The sequence below is a fragment of the Pontibacter aydingkolensis genome (assembly GCF_019443125.1).
Classification (GTDB): Bacteria; Bacteroidota; Bacteroidia; order Cytophagales; family Hymenobacteraceae; genus Pontibacter; species Pontibacter aydingkolensis.
On the sequence record NZ_JAHYXK010000002.1, the window covers coordinates 247,613 to 262,225 of the forward strand.

At 47.3% G+C, this 14,613-nt stretch carries 13 protein-coding genes; 5 read left to right on the plus strand and 8 right to left on the minus strand.

What is annotated here, in order from left to right; genetic code table 11:
* Nucleotides 1–67 precede the first annotated feature (67 nt).
* Both K0O23_RS03440 and K0O23_RS03445 read left to right on the plus strand, forming a co-directional pair.
* On the plus strand, nt 68–1,165 hold the full coding sequence (locus K0O23_RS03440; RefSeq protein WP_219875994.1) for a sensor histidine kinase: 1,098 nt from the start codon (nt 68–70) through the stop codon (nt 1,163–1,165).
* A complete protein-coding gene (locus K0O23_RS03445) occupies nt 1,165–1,935 on the plus strand; it encodes a LytR/AlgR family response regulator transcription factor (RefSeq protein ID WP_219875995.1) in 771 nt (256 codons plus the stop codon). Before K0O23_RS03440 ends, K0O23_RS03445 begins: the two co-directional genes overlap by 1 nt.
* A gap of 5 nt (nt 1,936–1,940) precedes the next feature.
* On the opposite strand, the gene K0O23_RS03450 is transcribed toward K0O23_RS03445, so the two are convergent.
* The 3 genes from K0O23_RS03450 to K0O23_RS03460 all read right to left on the minus strand — a co-directional run bounded on the left by K0O23_RS03450 (nt 1,941) and on the right by K0O23_RS03460 (nt 5,302).
* The gene (locus K0O23_RS03450; protein WP_219875996.1) at nt 1,941–3,341 is read right to left on the minus strand and encodes an FAD-dependent oxidoreductase; all 1,401 of its coding nucleotides are present in this window, start codon (nt 3,339–3,341) and stop codon (nt 1,941–1,943) included.
* A 66-nt stretch (nt 3,342–3,407) separates the two neighbouring features.
* Nucleotides 3,408–3,998, minus strand: coding sequence for an alpha-ketoglutarate-dependent dioxygenase AlkB family protein (locus K0O23_RS03455; RefSeq protein ID WP_246596901.1), 591 nt, complete (start codon nt 3,996–3,998; stop codon nt 3,408–3,410).
* A 41-nt stretch (nt 3,999–4,039) separates the two neighbouring features.
* The gene (locus tag K0O23_RS03460; RefSeq protein ID WP_219875997.1) at nt 4,040–5,302 is read right to left on the minus strand and encodes a cation:proton antiporter; all 1,263 of its coding nucleotides are present in this window, start codon (nt 5,300–5,302) and stop codon (nt 4,040–4,042) included.
* Between the two features lie 182 nt (nt 5,303–5,484).
* On the opposite strand from K0O23_RS03460, the gene K0O23_RS03465 reads away from it, so the two are divergent.
* Together K0O23_RS03465 and K0O23_RS03470 are read left to right on the plus strand one after the other, a co-directional pair.
* Nucleotides 5,485–6,837 carry an alanine/glycine:cation symporter family protein gene (locus K0O23_RS03465; protein ID WP_394371678.1) on the plus strand — a complete coding sequence of 451 codons (1,353 nt, stop codon included), beginning with the start codon at nt 5,485–5,487 and terminating at the stop codon, nt 6,835–6,837.
* A gap of 111 nt (nt 6,838–6,948) precedes the next feature.
* Nucleotides 6,949–8,007 carry a CNNM domain-containing protein gene (locus K0O23_RS03470; protein WP_219875999.1) on the plus strand — a complete coding sequence of 353 codons (1,059 nt, stop codon included), beginning with the start codon at nt 6,949–6,951 and terminating at the stop codon, nt 8,005–8,007.
* 77 nt (nt 8,008–8,084) lie between these two features.
* On the opposite strand, the gene K0O23_RS03475 is transcribed toward K0O23_RS03470, so the two are convergent.
* The 5 genes from K0O23_RS03475 to K0O23_RS03495 form a co-directional block, all read right to left on the minus strand.
* Entirely contained in the window at nt 8,085–9,563 is a 1,479-nt protein-coding gene (locus K0O23_RS03475) for a potassium/proton antiporter (RefSeq protein ID WP_219876000.1), read from the minus strand.
* A gap of 120 nt (nt 9,564–9,683) precedes the next feature.
* Entirely contained in the window at nt 9,684–10,958 is a 1,275-nt protein-coding gene (gene kynU, locus K0O23_RS03480; RefSeq protein WP_219876001.1) for a kynureninase, read from the minus strand.
* Nucleotides 10,959–11,272: 314 nt separating this feature from the next.
* On the minus strand, nt 11,273–12,364 hold the full coding sequence (locus K0O23_RS03485; protein WP_219876002.1) for an amidohydrolase family protein: 1,092 nt from the start codon (nt 12,362–12,364) through the stop codon (nt 11,273–11,275).
* A 129-nt stretch (nt 12,365–12,493) separates the two neighbouring features.
* Nucleotides 12,494–13,021: a GNAT family N-acetyltransferase gene (locus K0O23_RS03490; RefSeq protein WP_219876003.1), complete on the minus strand. Its 528-nt coding sequence runs from the start codon at nt 13,019–13,021 to the stop codon at nt 12,494–12,496.
* 90 nt (nt 13,022–13,111) lie between these two features.
* On the minus strand, nt 13,112–13,651 hold the full coding sequence (locus K0O23_RS03495) for a 3-hydroxyanthranilate 3,4-dioxygenase (RefSeq protein ID WP_219876004.1): 540 nt from the start codon (nt 13,649–13,651) through the stop codon (nt 13,112–13,114).
* Nucleotides 13,652–13,771: 120 nt separating this feature from the next.
* Between K0O23_RS03495 and K0O23_RS03500 the strand changes: the two genes are divergently transcribed.
* Nucleotides 13,772–14,560 carry an SDR family oxidoreductase gene (locus K0O23_RS03500; RefSeq protein WP_219876005.1) on the plus strand — a complete coding sequence of 263 codons (789 nt, stop codon included), beginning with the start codon at nt 13,772–13,774 and terminating at the stop codon, nt 14,558–14,560.
* The last annotated feature ends 53 nt before the right edge of the window (nt 14,561–14,613 follow it).

A 14,613-nucleotide genomic window follows, 5' to 3' on the forward strand; every position in this document is an offset into this window, starting at 1 on the left:
TTGACTACAAACTATAGCTAATATCAAACCAAAGAATTAACTTGATAGCTTATACTTTGTGATGCACTTGGTTAAGGAAAAACATACGTTAGTCACTCCAACTGATAAAGACACAGGCCTTAAAACTAAAAGCCCGGCCCGCAAAAATGCGCGTAGGCTGCTAAAACAGGTGGGTATACTATTGCTGGCCACGCTGGCAGTAATGCTGATCGGTTGCCCGCAGTGCTTTGAGTCTAACCTGAGGCGGCTTTTTATTAGCTTTCTGTTTTCGCTAGCTATGTTTGTGTCGCTTTGGCAGGTTAACGAACGTTTAACAAATGTGCTGGATGGATACGTACGTTGGTTTGATAATCCTGGGAAGCGGCTTTTCATCAGTATTATCGGTACTGTAGTTGTGTCGGGCATCGTGGTTATACTTTTAAATACCATTTTCCTGTCTATCCGTGGCTATACTTTCCAGGACCTGACAAAGCAGGATTGGCGCAGCATGGTAGTAGGGCCGCTTATTATTACATTTTTTATCTCGATGTTCGGGCACAGCCGTTCGTTTCTGCTGGGCTGGAGGCAAACGGCTATAAACGCAGAGCGGCTGCAAAAGGAAAGTATAGCCTCGCAGTACGAGTCGCTGAAGGCGCAGGTAAACCCGCACTTCCTGTTTAACAGCCTGAACGCGCTAACCAGCCTGGTTGAAACTGATCAGAAGCTGGCCGTAAAGTTTATCCGGAAACTCTCCGAAGTATACCGTTACGTGCTCGATAGCCGCCAAAAGGAAGTGGTGCCACTTCCCGAAGAGTTAAGTTTTTTAGAATCGTACATCTACCTGCAAAAAATACGGCACGGCAAATCGCTGCTGGTGCAGAATGAACTGCCTCAAGACAGCAACCTGATGGTTGTACCGCTTGCTCTGCAAATGCTTTTGGAGAATGCCATTAAGCACAACATAGCTTTGGAAGAAGAACCCTTGCAGGTGCAGCTATACTTAGAAGGCAATTATCTGGTGGTGCAGAACAATGTGCAGGAGCGGCGCATCCGGGAAGAGTCTACGGGTACGGGCCTGGCTAACATTGAGGCCAGGTACAGCTACCTGACCAATAAGCCGGTGCAGGTACAGCGCACAGCGCAGGAGTTCATTGTTAAACTTCCTATTTTATACTTTAAAGGATAATGCGGGTACTTATAGTTGAAGACGAAAAGCTGGCTGCAGAACGTCTGGCCAATATGCTGCAAACCTACGACAGCAGCATAGAACCCGTTGCCACCTCTCCTTCTGTGCGCAACACCGTAGAGCTGCTGCGCCTAAAGCCTCAGCTAGATCTCATTTTTATGGACATACAACTCGCCGATGGGTTGAGCTTTGAAGTGTTTGAGCAGGTGCCAGTGGAGGTACCCGTTATCTTTACCACCGCCTACGACATGTATGCGATTAAAGCCTTCAAAGTAAATAGCATAGATTACCTGCTTAAGCCCATTGATGAGGAAGAACTGCAGGCTGCACTGGAAAAGTATAAAAAACTAAAGCTTGTTCCTGTTGTGCCGCCATCTTTAGGTGTACTGGAACAGGCCATGCAGCTGTTAAACGGCGGCAGCCAGAACTATAAAAGCCGTTTTGTGGTAAAAGTTGGAGAGCACCTGCACACCATTGCTGTAGAGGAAGTAGCCTGCTTTTACAGCTACGAAAAAGCAACTTTCCTGCAAACCCATGCTGGCAAACGCTATGCCATCGACTATACTATGGATCAGGTAGAGCAAGTCGTAAGCCCACAGCTGTTTTTCAGGGTTAACCGTGGCTACCTGGTAAGTTTAAAGGCTGTGAAGGATATTGTTGCCTGGTCTAACAGCCGCTTAAAGCTGGAGTTGTACTACCCTACACCTGCCGGAGAGGTGGTGGTTAGCCGGGAGAAAGTGCAGCCATTTAAGGCTTGGCTGGATTCTTAAACCGACTATTCCTTTACCTCCGATGTTTCGCCGGCATAGCGTTTCAATTTTTCCTTATGCACTAACTGCTCCTGCAGCAATTGCTGTACTTCCGGCTTGTTGTAATCTTCTATACTTTGAATATGCTTCATTACCTTCTTCATGATACTGTCCTGGTTCTGGCCGGTTTCCAAAGCGTAGGAGTACGGAAAATCAGTGAAGGTAACCATAGAGTATAGCGGAATCCACTTGTCCGGGTATTGCTCTGAGATTTTGGCCTCTATCTTCTTTTGGAGCAGGAAGCGAGGGTCGGCCACTTTGTCGCGCATCTCTATAAAGTTCATTACGGCCAGGTCGGCAATGGCATCGGCGTTTGGCTTGCGCCTGCGCTCAAAGTCCTTAAACAATGTATTCCAATCTTCTCCGTCAAAATCCTCCAGCATCTGGTCCAGCACAAAAATGTCTTCAAAGCCAGCGTTCATTCCTTGTCCGTAAAAAGGGACCACGGCATGGCAGGCATCCCCAATCAGCAATGATTTACCATCGTGGCTCCACGGAAAACATTTTATAGTTACCAGTGCGCCAATCGGGTTTGAGAAATAATCCTGTGCCAGGTCAGGCATAAGCGGCACTGCATCCGGAAATACCTCTAAAAAGAAGTTAAGCAGGTCTGTATCGTTTTTGATGGCGGCAAAAGAACGCTCTCCTTCATAAGGGAAGAACAAAGTACAGGTAAAGCTGCCGTCTATGTTTGGCAGGGCAATCATCATATAGTTGCCGCGTGGCCAGATATGCAGGGCATTCTTCTCCAGCAGCCACTCTCCATCAGGGGCGGCTGGTATGGTAAGCTCTTTATAGCCATACTCCAGGTACGATTGGGAGTAGTTAAAGCGCTCTGTTTTTTGCATAGCACCACGTACAACCGAAAAAGCACCATCTGCACCAAAGAGTAAATCCGGCTGAATAGTTTCTATCTCTTCTGTTTCTGTATTTCGCAACTGCACTTGGTTTTCGCGCAAGTTTACATCCAGAGCTTGCTGGTTAAAATGATAGGTAATATCCTCATTCGGCTCCGACAGGTTCATTAAGGCTGCGTTCAGCCCTCCCCTCGACACAGAGTAAATAGACTGCCCCTCTTTGCCATAAGGCTGAAATGTAAGACCGCCTTGTTCGTCGTGCATCATACGGCCGTGCATGGGTATAGCAACTTTACGCACATCCTCTTCTATGCCAATGCCACGCAGGGCACGCCAGCCCCTGTCGCTCAGCGCCAGGTTAATAGAACGACCTCCATCAAGGGTAGTTTTACGCATGTCGGGGCGGCGCTCATACACATCTACTTTGTGGCCGCGTTTGGCCAGATACAGAGACAGCAGCGAGCCAACCAAACCGGCTCCCATAATGGCGATATTCTTTTTTTGGGTCATAGTTGTAAGGTGATGCGCGATTTATGTGTTGTAAAGTAAAGATTTCCGGGCGGTATTGGCAAGCCTTTATGTTACCACTTTACGGAAGGTAAGATTTATACGTGGCTCTACCGTACGAGTAGTTTTAGGAACATGATGCAGCCAATGGTGCTGCGTTGGCCCTTGCATCAGCAGCAAGCTACCGTGAGTCAGGTTTATGCTTTGCGGTTTAAGGTCTTTGCGGGTCTTGTGTTTAAAGCTGAATTTGCGCTCTCCACCAAAATTAAGACTGGCTATGGCCGGCTCCTGCCCCAGCTCTGCCTCGTCGTCGGCGTGCCAGCCCATACTATCCTGCCCGGTGCGGTACAGGTTAAGTAGTACACTGTTATACTTATGGCCGCTGGCTTGCTCTATCTTTTGTTTAAGCTTCTGCAGCACAGGCAGCCATGGTTGCGGTTTATTATGCAGGCCAGAGTAAGTATAGCTTTTATCGCCGTACCAGGCCGTGAGGCGCGGCATAGGTAGCTGCTTACCAAACATCTTTATACTTTCCTGCTGCCAATTTATCTCCTTCATCAGTCTATCAAAGTATAAATCGCCTTCTTCTTTGCTGAAGAATTGAGGATCAAAGTATACTACGGCGTCGGGCAGGTTCAGGCGTGTGCGTTGTGGCATCATGGTAAAGTATAAATTAAGAGGCTGGTTCTCTGCAATACTTCTTATTCTATCTTATCGTCTTCTTTAGGTATCAGCTTTACTTTACGGCGCCTGTCCAGGTAACCCATGGTTTTGGTGGCTGTAAACCCATGTATGATAACAGATACCATTACGATAAAACCCACTACAGACCAGAGTTGGTTTGCGTCTGCAAAGTCAATTTTTTCTAAGGCAAAAGAGAGGTAGAAGAAAGAGCCTATGCCCCGGATTCCAAAGAAACTGATGGCCATTTTTTCGTGTATCGGCACTTTAACGCCTATCATGCCAATTAAACCTGCCAGCGGCCTTATCACAAATAAGAATGCCAGCCCAACCAGCGCGCCCTGCCAGGTAAGGTAACCTAATAGACCATGCACAATACTACCCCCGAAAAGCAAAAGTAAGATTACCATTAAGATCTGTTCTACCTGCGTTACAAAGTCGTGCATCTCGGTGTGGTATTTATCATCCGGTTCATAGGCACTCATTGTCATGGCAGTAACAAACACCGCTATAAAGCCATATCCGTGTGCCATTTCTGTTAGGCCATATGACACAAGCGTGGCAGAGAGAGCCAGGAATGCATCATTTGCTTTAGGAAATTTTGTTTTTTGAGGGAGTTGAAAAATAAGGTATGCCAAGCCTCGCCCAACCAGCCAACCTACTGCAAAACCGGCTACTATGCGGTACAGCAGGTCGCGCCAAAGCCAATCGCCTAGCCAGTTGCCTTGTGTGCCTGCAGCAATGGCAACAACAACCGCCAGCCAGGTAAACGGGAAGGCCATACCGTCGTTCAGGCCTGCCTCTGCCGTAAGCGAAAAGCGTACATCATCCTCTTCTTTATCATCCGGTGGCCCAACTTGTACCTGTTCAGCAAGCACTGGGTCTGTGGGGGCCAGTACGGCACCCAGAAGTATAGCAGCGGCAGGTGCCATGCCCAGCACACCCCAGCCAAACAGCGCCAGGCCGGCAATACAAAGCAACATCGTTATACTTACCAGGCGTATGGGTATCTGCCAGTTTTTCCAGCTTACTTTTCGTCTTATTTTAAGGCCGGATCCCATCAGTGATATGATCACGATAAGCTCTGTAAGGTGCACTACATACTTCTCCCGCCAGATAGGGTCCGGACGAGGCAGCTCGTAGGGCAACAGGTATAGCAGCATCCCCAGCAGCATAAACACCATCGGGTATGAAATAAAGGTACGCTTAAGCAGGGCAGGCACCCAGGCCATAGAAAGGGCCGCCAGCCCTACCAGCGTTATGATAAGTATGTAGGTAGACATGAATTTTTTTTCAGTAAAGCGGTTGCCTTAAAAGCAGCTGCATGAACGGCAATCCGGTTAGTAGGTTACCATACGTTATTTTGCGTTTCGTGCCTATCTTTGTAACTTACATAAAAGTATAATTTGAGATTTTGGAAGTATTAGAGAAGATATTTGTCGCTTTTAGCGATGCTGCATGGGGTATGCCGCTGCTTATACTATTAATGGGTGGGGGCTTTTACTTTATGTTTTACTCGGGCTTTTTGCCGTTCCGCTACCTGCGCCATGCCATAAACGTGCTACGCGGTAAATACGACGACCCCAACGACCCCGGAGATATCAACCACTTTGAGGCCTTGTCTGCGGCCCTGGCTGCCACAGTAGGTATGGGTAACATAAGCGGTGTGGCTGTGGCTATTGCTATTGGCGGGCCGGGTGTGCTGTTCTGGATGTGGGTGAGTGCTTTTGTGGGCATGGCTACCAAGTTCTTTACCTGCTCCCTTTCGGTAATGTACCGCGGCTATGACAGCAAAGGGCATCTGGAAGGTGGGCCAATGTATGTGATAACCGAAGGTCTTGGTAAGAAGTGGAAACCTCTGGCCTCATTCTTTGCCATTGCCGGCTTATTCGGAACCTTGCCTATTTTTCAGGCTAACCAGCTTACACAGGTAATCCGTGAGGTGGTACTGGAGCCGAATGGCCTAAGCTCTGGCGATGCATTTTATACCAACCTGACTATTGGGTTAGCTCTTGTGCTTATTACCTCGCTGGTAATCTTTGGAGGCATAAAGCGGATTGGCCACGTGGCAGGTAAAATGGTACCGGGCATGGTCGTACTTTACATGCTGGCGGTTTTCTACATCATGTTTGCCTACTACACCAATATCCCCGATGCTTTTGCTCTGATTTTTACAGATGCCTTTACAGCTGAGTCGGTGCTTGGCGGAGCAGTGGGAGCTATTATTATTGCAGGCGCGCGCAGAGCGGCTTTCTCTAACGAGGCAGGTATTGGCACCGCCTCCATGATGCATGGAGCCGCTAAAACCGACGAGCCAATCCGTGAAGGTTTAGTGGCTATGCTTGGTCCATTTATCGATACGATTGTAGTATGCACGCTTACCGGCCTGGCCATTATACTGACCGGCACCTGGCAAACATCCGGGGCAAGCGGCGTAACCATGACGGCCACTGCCTTTAACAATGCCATGCCCGGTATTGGCAGCTATGTTTTGGTGTTGTGCGTGATGATCTTTGCCTTTACTTCTTTATTTTCTTACTCCTACTATGGTACCAAGTGCTTTAGCTTCCTGTTTGGGGCAAAGTATAAGCATCTTTACAATTACTTTTATGTAACCACTATTGTGTTTGGGGCCACGGCAACTATTACAGCTGTGATTGCACTGATAGACGGTATGTACGCCATGATGGCTATCCCTACCATGGTTTCTGCACTGCTGCTGTCGCCTAAGGTAAAAGCAGCGGCAAAAGACTACTTTAAGCGGATGCGGGAGTTCAGGGTGGAGTCGGAGTTTAAAGAGAAGCCCGAGAAAGTATAGATTGACAAGTGATCAAAAGGCATATTCTATCACTTTTACCCGATAGCTAATTTAAAAATTTGGCGCAAATAACAAATTACCATCTATATTTGACCCCAAATTAATTAGCATATGACGCTACTTATTATATACCTACTCGTTGCATTGTTCTTCTCCTTCCTCTGTTCTTTGCTGGAGGCATCGCTACTGAGTATCACGCCTTCCCATGCCAACATTGTCGGCAAGGAGGACCCTGCCCTGGGCAAAGACCTGCAGCATTTCAAAGACAACATCGACATGCCGCTGGCTGCTATCCTCACCCTTAACACCTTTGCCCATACTATTGGGGCAGCGGGTGTGGGCGCACAGGCGCAGGTAATTTGGGGTGAGGAGTACCTTACTGTAGTATCCATTGTGCTTACCATTGTCATTCTTATCCTGACGGAGATCATACCAAAAACGCTCGGCGCTAACTACTGGAAGCCACTTACTCCTTTTACGGTGCGGACTCTGAAAATAATGATTTACTCTCCCCTGTACCCCATCATCCTTTTCTCTCAGTTTATCACTAAACGATTGAAGCGTGATAAGGACAAGAGTGTTCTGAGCCGAGCTGACTTTACAGCTATGGCTGAAATCGGCACCAAGGAGGGTATCCTGCACCATGACGAATCACGGGTTATAAATAATGTGTTACGTTTTAACGTGATACTTGCCAGCCATATTATGACGCCGCGCACTGTTATTAAAGCTGCTCCTGAAGAGCAAACCATACAAGAGTTTTACGACAACACTACCAACATGCGCTTTTCCCGCATTCTGGTTTTTGACACCTCCATTGACCATATAACCGGTTATGTGTTGAAAGACGAGGTGTTGCAACGAATAATTAAAGGAGATGGGGATCTGCCACTTAGGGCTATTAAGCGACCAATTCATGTGTCCAGCGAGTTTACCCCAATACCCGAGCTCTTCACCAAGATCATAAAGAAGAAGGAGCACATAGCGCTAGTGCTAGATGAGTATGGCGGTACGGCAGGTATTGTGTCAATGGAAGATATTATCGAAACCTTGCTCGGGTTGGAGATTACGGATGAGTTTGATGATATAGAAGACCTGCAGAAGTGGGCCCGCGAAAAGTGGCAGAAACGCTCCAAACCGCCGGGTAGCGAGGACGAGGAGTCGCATTAGGTCTCTGCTTTAAACAAATGGAGGACTTTTAGAAGTATAAAAAAGGCCGGTAAATTTAAGTTTACCGGCCTTTCTGTTTATGTATTGCTGCTTTCAATTATTCCCAGCGCCTGGTTTACCTTTAACAACTCCTCATCGTGATCCGTCATTACAAACAGCACATCGTGTGGTTCCAGCACGGTTGCTCCGTTGGGTGTAACAAACTTGCCATTACGATTGATAAGCACAATAAGCGTAGTTTTAGGCAGCTGCAGGTCTACCAACGACTTTCCTATAGCCGCACTTTCAGAAGGCAGCAAGATCTCTGTTAGTTCGTTTTTCAGGTCCCAGCCCATCTCCAGGTCAAACTGGTACTTTTTGGGCTTACTGTCGCGTTCACTTAACTTTAACCAGTCTGCTACCTGTGTAAGCGTGGTGCCCTGCAACAGCACAGAAGTAAGCACAATAAAAAACACGATGTTAAAGATCATATCCGATTTTTCTACTCCTGCCAGCAGCGGATAGGTGGCAAACACAATGGGCACTGCGCCTCTTAGCCCTACCCACGACACATAAAGCTTATCCTGGAATGTTGTGTTGAAGAACGACATACTGAGAAACACACTGATTGGCCTGGCTACGAAGATCAGGAACAGAGATATTAGTATTCCCACGCCAATAACAGGTATCATATGCGATGGAAACACGAGCAGCCCCAGCGTTAAGAACATTAGTATTTGCATAAGCCAGGCTACGCCATCGTAAAATTTGGTAAGGCTGCGCTTGTGTATAAAATTGCGGTTGCCAAGTATAACTGCGGCCACATACACCGACAAAAAGCCGTTGCCATTTAAAACATTTGTAAAAGCGAAAGTAAAGATGACCATTGCCAGCGTTAGCGCCGGGTACAAGCCCTCTTGCTCTAGCTTTATCTTATTAATCGTCCAGAGCATTGCGCGCCCCATTACCACTCCCATTACAGCCCCAATCGTCATCTGCAGAAAAAACATCGGCACCAGGTTCCAGATACTTGCGTCCTGGTTAATGAGCAAAAAAGTAAAGCTTACCGTCAGGAAGTATGCCATCGGGTCGTTACTGCCCGATTCCAATTCCAGGGTTGGCCGAAGGTTGTTTTTCAGCCCTATGTTTTTAGATCGAAGTATAGAGAAAACTGCCGCTGCATCTGTAGAAGACACAATAGCTCCCAGTAACAAGCCTTCTAACAGGGAAAAATTGAGCATATAAGCCGCAAATACGCCCACCAACATTGCCGTTATAAACACGCCTATAGTAGACAGCATTACCCCGCGCCATAAAACGGGCCTGGTGCTCTCCCACCGTGTGTCCAGGCCGCCGGAGAAAAGTATAAGCGTCAGTGCTATCGTTCCCATTGACTGTGCCGTTCGGGAGTCATCAAAGTAAATACCGCCAATCCCTTCTGAGCCAGCCAGCATGCCTACCCCCAGAAAAAGTAACAGCGCGGGTATACCTAGCCGTCCTAAACTTTTGCTGATAAGTATGCTTAAAAAGAGCAGAATAGATGCTCCTAGTAATATATCTTCGATGGTAAAGCTCATTTCTATACTTTATACTTGAGTACTTATACTGGCGTGAAAAGTTGAATGATGTAAAATGACAAGAGGCAAGCGAATAAACTTACACCTGCCTCCTGCCCCGCTTACTATTCATAATGATTGTTAATGCGCCTGCAAACACTCATGCAGTATCTCCGAGAAACGGTATACTTCCTCAAAGCTATTGTAAAGCGGCGTAGGTGCCACGCGTATCACATTTGGCTCACGATAGTCTACTATAATGCCGGCTTCCATTAGTTTGTCGAATAACAAGCGTGCATCCTTTTTAACTAAAATTGATATCTGGCATCCACGGGCCTGTGGGTCGCGCGGGGTTATCATCTCCATTACGTCTTTACCGGCATGCACATCATCGATCAGGTATTCCAGGTAGCCTGTCAGCTTTTCGCTTTTGGCGCGAAGGTTGTCCATTCCAGCCTCATCAAAAAGCTCCAACGAAGCGCGGTGCATCGCGAACGGTATAATCTGTCCGTTACTCAGCTGCCAACCTTCGGCACCAGGCATCGGAATAAAACCCTTCTTCATCTGGAAACGCGCCTGGGCATCGTGTCCCCACCAGCCGGCAAAGCGCGGTAAGTCAGGGTTATTGCCGTGGCGTTCGTGCACAAACACACCCGATGTGCCACCCGGACCAGAGTTAAGGTATTTGTAAGTACACCACACAGCAAAATCCACATCCCAGTTGTGCAGCTTTACAGGCACATTACCGGCAGCATGTGCCAGGTCAAAACCAACTACAGCTCCCACCTCGTGGCCTGCTTTGGTAATAGCCTCCATATCGAACACCTGCCCGGTATAGTAGTTAATGCCACCCATCATTACTAGGGCCAGTTCGTCGCCGTGTTCTTTTATACTTGCCAGGATGTCTTCGGTACGCAGGGTTAACTCGCCTTGTCTCGGAGAGAGTTCTATGACAGCCTCATCCGGGTTATAGCCATGGAATTTTGTCTGAGTTTCAAGGGCATACTGGTCGGATGGGAAAGCGCCTGCTTCAGTTATGATCTTAAAACGCTTGCCTTCGGGCCTGTAGAATGACACCAGCATCAGGTGGAGGTTTACCGTAAGCTGGTTCATGATTACTACCTCGCTCTCTTTGGCTCCTACTACACGTGCAGCGGCTGGTGTTAGCAGCTTATGGTAATCAAACCATGGCTCTTCACCTTTAAAATGCCCTTCAACAGCTAAATTAGCCCACTTATACATTTCATTATCGATGTACATTTGTGCTTTTTTAGGCTGTAAGCCCAACGAGTTGCCACAAAAGTATATGGCATCTTTTCCGTTTACCTGCGGAAAATAAAAGCTGTCTCTTAAGTAGTTTAACGGGTCTTGTTTATCCTGCTCCTGCGCAAAGGCAAGGGTATTCTGATAGTTCATCTGGTGCGGTATGCGTTTATGTTAGGGCTGACCTGATCAGCTGATAGTTCTTTATCATGCGAAGATAAGGATTTGCAGTGCCGGGTCCAACCACCCCTGCTCCTCCTTATCTAAGGCGGGGAATTTTTACCCACCACTTACTCTGCCACAACGGTAGTAGCGGCTTTCTCTATTTTGTCATCCTGTTAAGGATCTTGGTAGAAGGGAGGTTAAGCTTTAGCAACAGGGTTTATACTTTTGATAAAGTAGTATCAGGCTCCCCGCTTTAAATAAGGAGGGGCAGGGGTGGTTGGACCCGGTTACTGTAGAAAAATCTATACTTTTTCAGCCTTTACTTTACTAGAAGTGCTGTTCACAAACTGGCTTTTATCCAGGTTAAGCCATTCTAAAGCAGTACCATTAAGCATGCGTTCTATGGTAGCCAGGTCGTATGGCATGGACTCTATCAGTTTGCCAGGCTCCAACTCACCCAGCGGGAAAGGATAATCGGTACCTAGCGCAATGCAGTTGGCGCCTACCAGATTAACAAGGTACTCCAGGGCCAGTGGGTCGTGCACCAGCGAGTCGAAATAGAATTTACCCAAATAATCGCGTGGGTTTACGTTGTTATCGATGGCACAAAGGTCGGGGCGAACTTCGAAGCCGTGCGCAATACGGCCAATGGTTGACGGGAAAGAACCACCGCCATGCGCAAAAGCCACACGCAGCTTCGGCAACCTTTCTAGCACACCACCGAATATCATGGAGCAAATGGCTACCGTGGTTTCAGCGGGCATGCCTACCAGCCATGGCATCCAGTATTTATTTGTGCGGTCTTTGCCCAGCATATCCCAGGGGTGCACAAAAATGGCAGCACCAAGTTCTTCAGCAGCCTGGAAAATCGGGAATAGCTTTGCCTCATCCAGGTTGCAACCATTAATGTTTGTTCCGATCTGCACGCCTGGCATACCAAGCTCTTTTATGCAGCGTTCCAATTCTTTAATCGACAGGCTTGTATCCTGCATGGGTAAGGTGCCCAATCCTATAAACCTGTCGGGATAGTCTGCTACAATGCCGGCAATATGGTCGTTCAGGAACTTGGAGAGGTCGTAGGTATGCTCTGCTTTTGCCCAGTAATTAAACATAACCGGTACTGTACTTAACGCCTGCACCCCTACTTTGTGCTGGCTGCACTCGTGCATGCGCACTTTCGGGTCCCAGCAGTTGTCCTGTATCTCCCGGAAGAATTTATCATCCATCATCATGCGGGCACAGCATGGTTTGTGATGCTCCAGCCTGATAAAGCCGCCGTAACCATAACGTTCACGCAAATTTGGCCAGGTTGCCGGTAAAATATGAGTATGTATATCGATCTTAAGCAGATCGTGATCGGTAAGTATAGGCGATGTGTGTTTAATTTCCTGCATGCTGGTAAAGGGGCAAAAATGCTGCTATACGGTGTATGGCTGAATAAGGCAATCCAACAATATAAGCATTTTATACTTTTTACGCACATTACGGCTCAAAAGCTTTAGGCAGCACAGTAGTTTTTAAGTTTATTTTTCTTTCAGGATGCTGTAGTAGATCAAATCTATAAACTGGCCATTTTTGATTTCGCACTCTCGTAGCCTCCCCTCATACTCAAACCCAAGCTTCAATAATACCCTCTCCGACTGATCGTTATCGCCTTCTACAATAGCCTCAATGCGGTTCAGGTTCATCTGCTCAAAGCCATACTTTATAATTGCCGCTGCAGCCTCAGGTATATAGCCTTTGCCCCAGTAGCTGGGAAGCAGCCAAAAGCCGATCTCTGCTTTGCGGTGCTCCGCTTCCAGACTGCTAAAACCGCAAGCCCCTATCAATTCTTGGCTGCCTTTGAGCGAAAAAGCCCACCATACACCTGTACCTTCTTTTATAAGCTGCTCATAAAATACCATCTGCTCCTCCACTGCCTCCATCGTATCGTAATGTACCGCATAGTACTTTGTTACACGTTCATCAGACAAGCCCTGTAGTATGAATTCGACATCGGAAGGCTCGACAAGGCGTAGTTGAAGCCGTTCCGTTTGGAAACCAGAGTGCATTTAAGATATCGTCAGGGAATTTAAAATGTAAAACCTCCCGCACCATTGTTTAATGATTGTGCAGGAGGTTCATTAAAGTATAAGTTTAGACTATTTAGCGGCTTCTTCTGCCTTTAACGGTGGCTGTAGTACCTCTCCGCAATTGTTGCAGGTGCGCAATTGCTCGTTGTTCCAGAAGTTACCCATAATTTCCGGCAGTTGCTTTACAATGTCGGTTAGCTCGGTAAAGTCTTCGTGCAGTTTGTTTCCGCAATTCTCGCAGAACCACATAAACCCGTCTTTCTCTCCTTCGCGGCGGTAACGCTCAATTACCAGGCCCACCGTATTGGCAGGGCGCTGTGGTGAGTGCGGTACACGTGGCGGCAACAGAAAAATCTCGCCCTCTTTTATCTCGATGTCAACAGGCTTGCCGTCGTCTATTATCTTTAGCGTAATATCACCTTCCAGTTGGTAGAAAAACTCTTCGCCTTCGTCGTAGTGGTAATCTTTGCGCGCGTTAGGTCCGCCCACTACCATCACAATAAAATCGTCGTTACCTTTAAACACTTGCTGGTTGCCAACCGGAGGCTTAAGCAAGTGGCGGTGTTCGTCTATCCATTTTTTAAAGTTGAAAGGTTTTGCTACAGCCATAGTTTTAGATTTGAGGTTGATAAATTGAAGGTACGCAAAAGCTGGCAAAAATGATAATGCAAGTATAAACGCCTATACTTCTGCTGTGCAAGTCTAAAGGCTTTTCTGTACATTTAACCTATGAACTTAGATCTCACTAACAAACGCGCCATAGTTTGCGGCAGCACGCAGGGTATTGGCAAGGCAATAGCCATAGAATTAGCCCAATTAGGGGCACACATTACGCTGGTAGCGCGTAACGAAGCCAAACTACAGGATACAGCACAGGAACTGGACAGCAGCAAAGGTCAGAAACATGATTATATTATTGCAGATTTTGCCGACACCGCCGATGTAGCCCTGAAACTAGAAGTTTACTTAAAGCAGCAGGATACCATACATATACTTGTAAACAATACCGGAGGGCCAGCAGGAGGCCCCATAGTAAATGCCGCAGCAGATGAGTTCCTAAATGCTTTTAACATGCACCTAATCAATAACCATGCATTGGCGCAGGCAGTTATCCCGCTCATGAAAAAGTCCGGCTATGGCCGTATTATCAACATCATCAGCACATCGGTAAAGCAGCCGCTTCATGGTTTGGGCGTATCTAACACCATACGCGGAGCCGTTGCCAGTTGGGCAAAAACAATGGCGAACGAACTGGGGCAATTTGGTATTACAGTAAATAATGTATTACCCGGCGCCACAAGCACAGGTCGGCTAGAGTCTATCATCGAAAATAAGGCACAAAAGAATGGCATAAGTATAGAAGCTACTAAAGAAGAAATGGAAGCTGAGATACCAGCCCGTCGCTTTGCAGAACCTGAAGAGGTGGCAGCCGCAGCCGCGTTCCTGGCTACGCCTGCTGCTGCATATATCAATGGAATAAACATACCGGTAGATGGTGGCAGAACGGGATGTTTGTAGACCCCACCCCAGCCCTCCCCTAAAAACAAGGGAGGGAGTTCATTTAAGTATAG

What these genes read in the sequence shown, in the direction of transcription:
- K0O23_RS03445 (WP_219875995.1), top strand. Translation starts at nt 1,165, where the DNA reads ATGCGGGTACTTATAGTTGAAGACGAAAAGCTGGCTGCAGAACGTCTG.
- K0O23_RS03450 (WP_219875996.1), bottom strand. Translation starts at nt 3,341, where the DNA reads ATGACCCAAAAAAAGAATATCGCCATTATGGGAGCCGGTTTGGTTGGC.
- K0O23_RS03455 (WP_246596901.1), bottom strand. Translation starts at nt 3,998, where the DNA reads ATGATGCCACAACGCACACGCCTGAACCTGCCCGACGCCGTAGTATAC.
- K0O23_RS03460 (WP_219875997.1), bottom strand. Translation starts at nt 5,302, where the DNA reads ATGTCTACCTACATACTTATCATAACGCTGGTAGGGCTGGCGGCCCTT.
- K0O23_RS03465 (WP_394371678.1), top strand. Translation starts at nt 5,485, where the DNA reads ATGCCGCTGCTTATACTATTAATGGGTGGGGGCTTTTACTTTATGTTT.
- K0O23_RS03470 (WP_219875999.1), top strand. Translation starts at nt 6,949, where the DNA reads ATGACGCTACTTATTATATACCTACTCGTTGCATTGTTCTTCTCCTTC.
- K0O23_RS03475 (WP_219876000.1), bottom strand. Translation starts at nt 9,563, where the DNA reads ATGAGCTTTACCATCGAAGATATATTACTAGGAGCATCTATTCTGCTC.
- kynU (WP_219876001.1), bottom strand. Translation starts at nt 10,958, where the DNA reads ATGAACTATCAGAATACCCTTGCCTTTGCGCAGGAGCAGGATAAACAA.
- K0O23_RS03485 (WP_219876002.1), bottom strand. Translation starts at nt 12,364, where the DNA reads ATGCAGGAAATTAAACACACATCGCCTATACTTACCGATCACGATCTG.
- K0O23_RS03490 (WP_219876003.1), bottom strand. Translation starts at nt 13,021, where the DNA reads ATGCACTCTGGTTTCCAAACGGAACGGCTTCAACTACGCCTTGTCGAG.
- K0O23_RS03495 (WP_219876004.1), bottom strand. Translation starts at nt 13,651, where the DNA reads ATGGCTGTAGCAAAACCTTTCAACTTTAAAAAATGGATAGACGAACAC.
- K0O23_RS03500 (WP_219876005.1), top strand. Translation starts at nt 13,772, where the DNA reads ATGAACTTAGATCTCACTAACAAACGCGCCATAGTTTGCGGCAGCACG.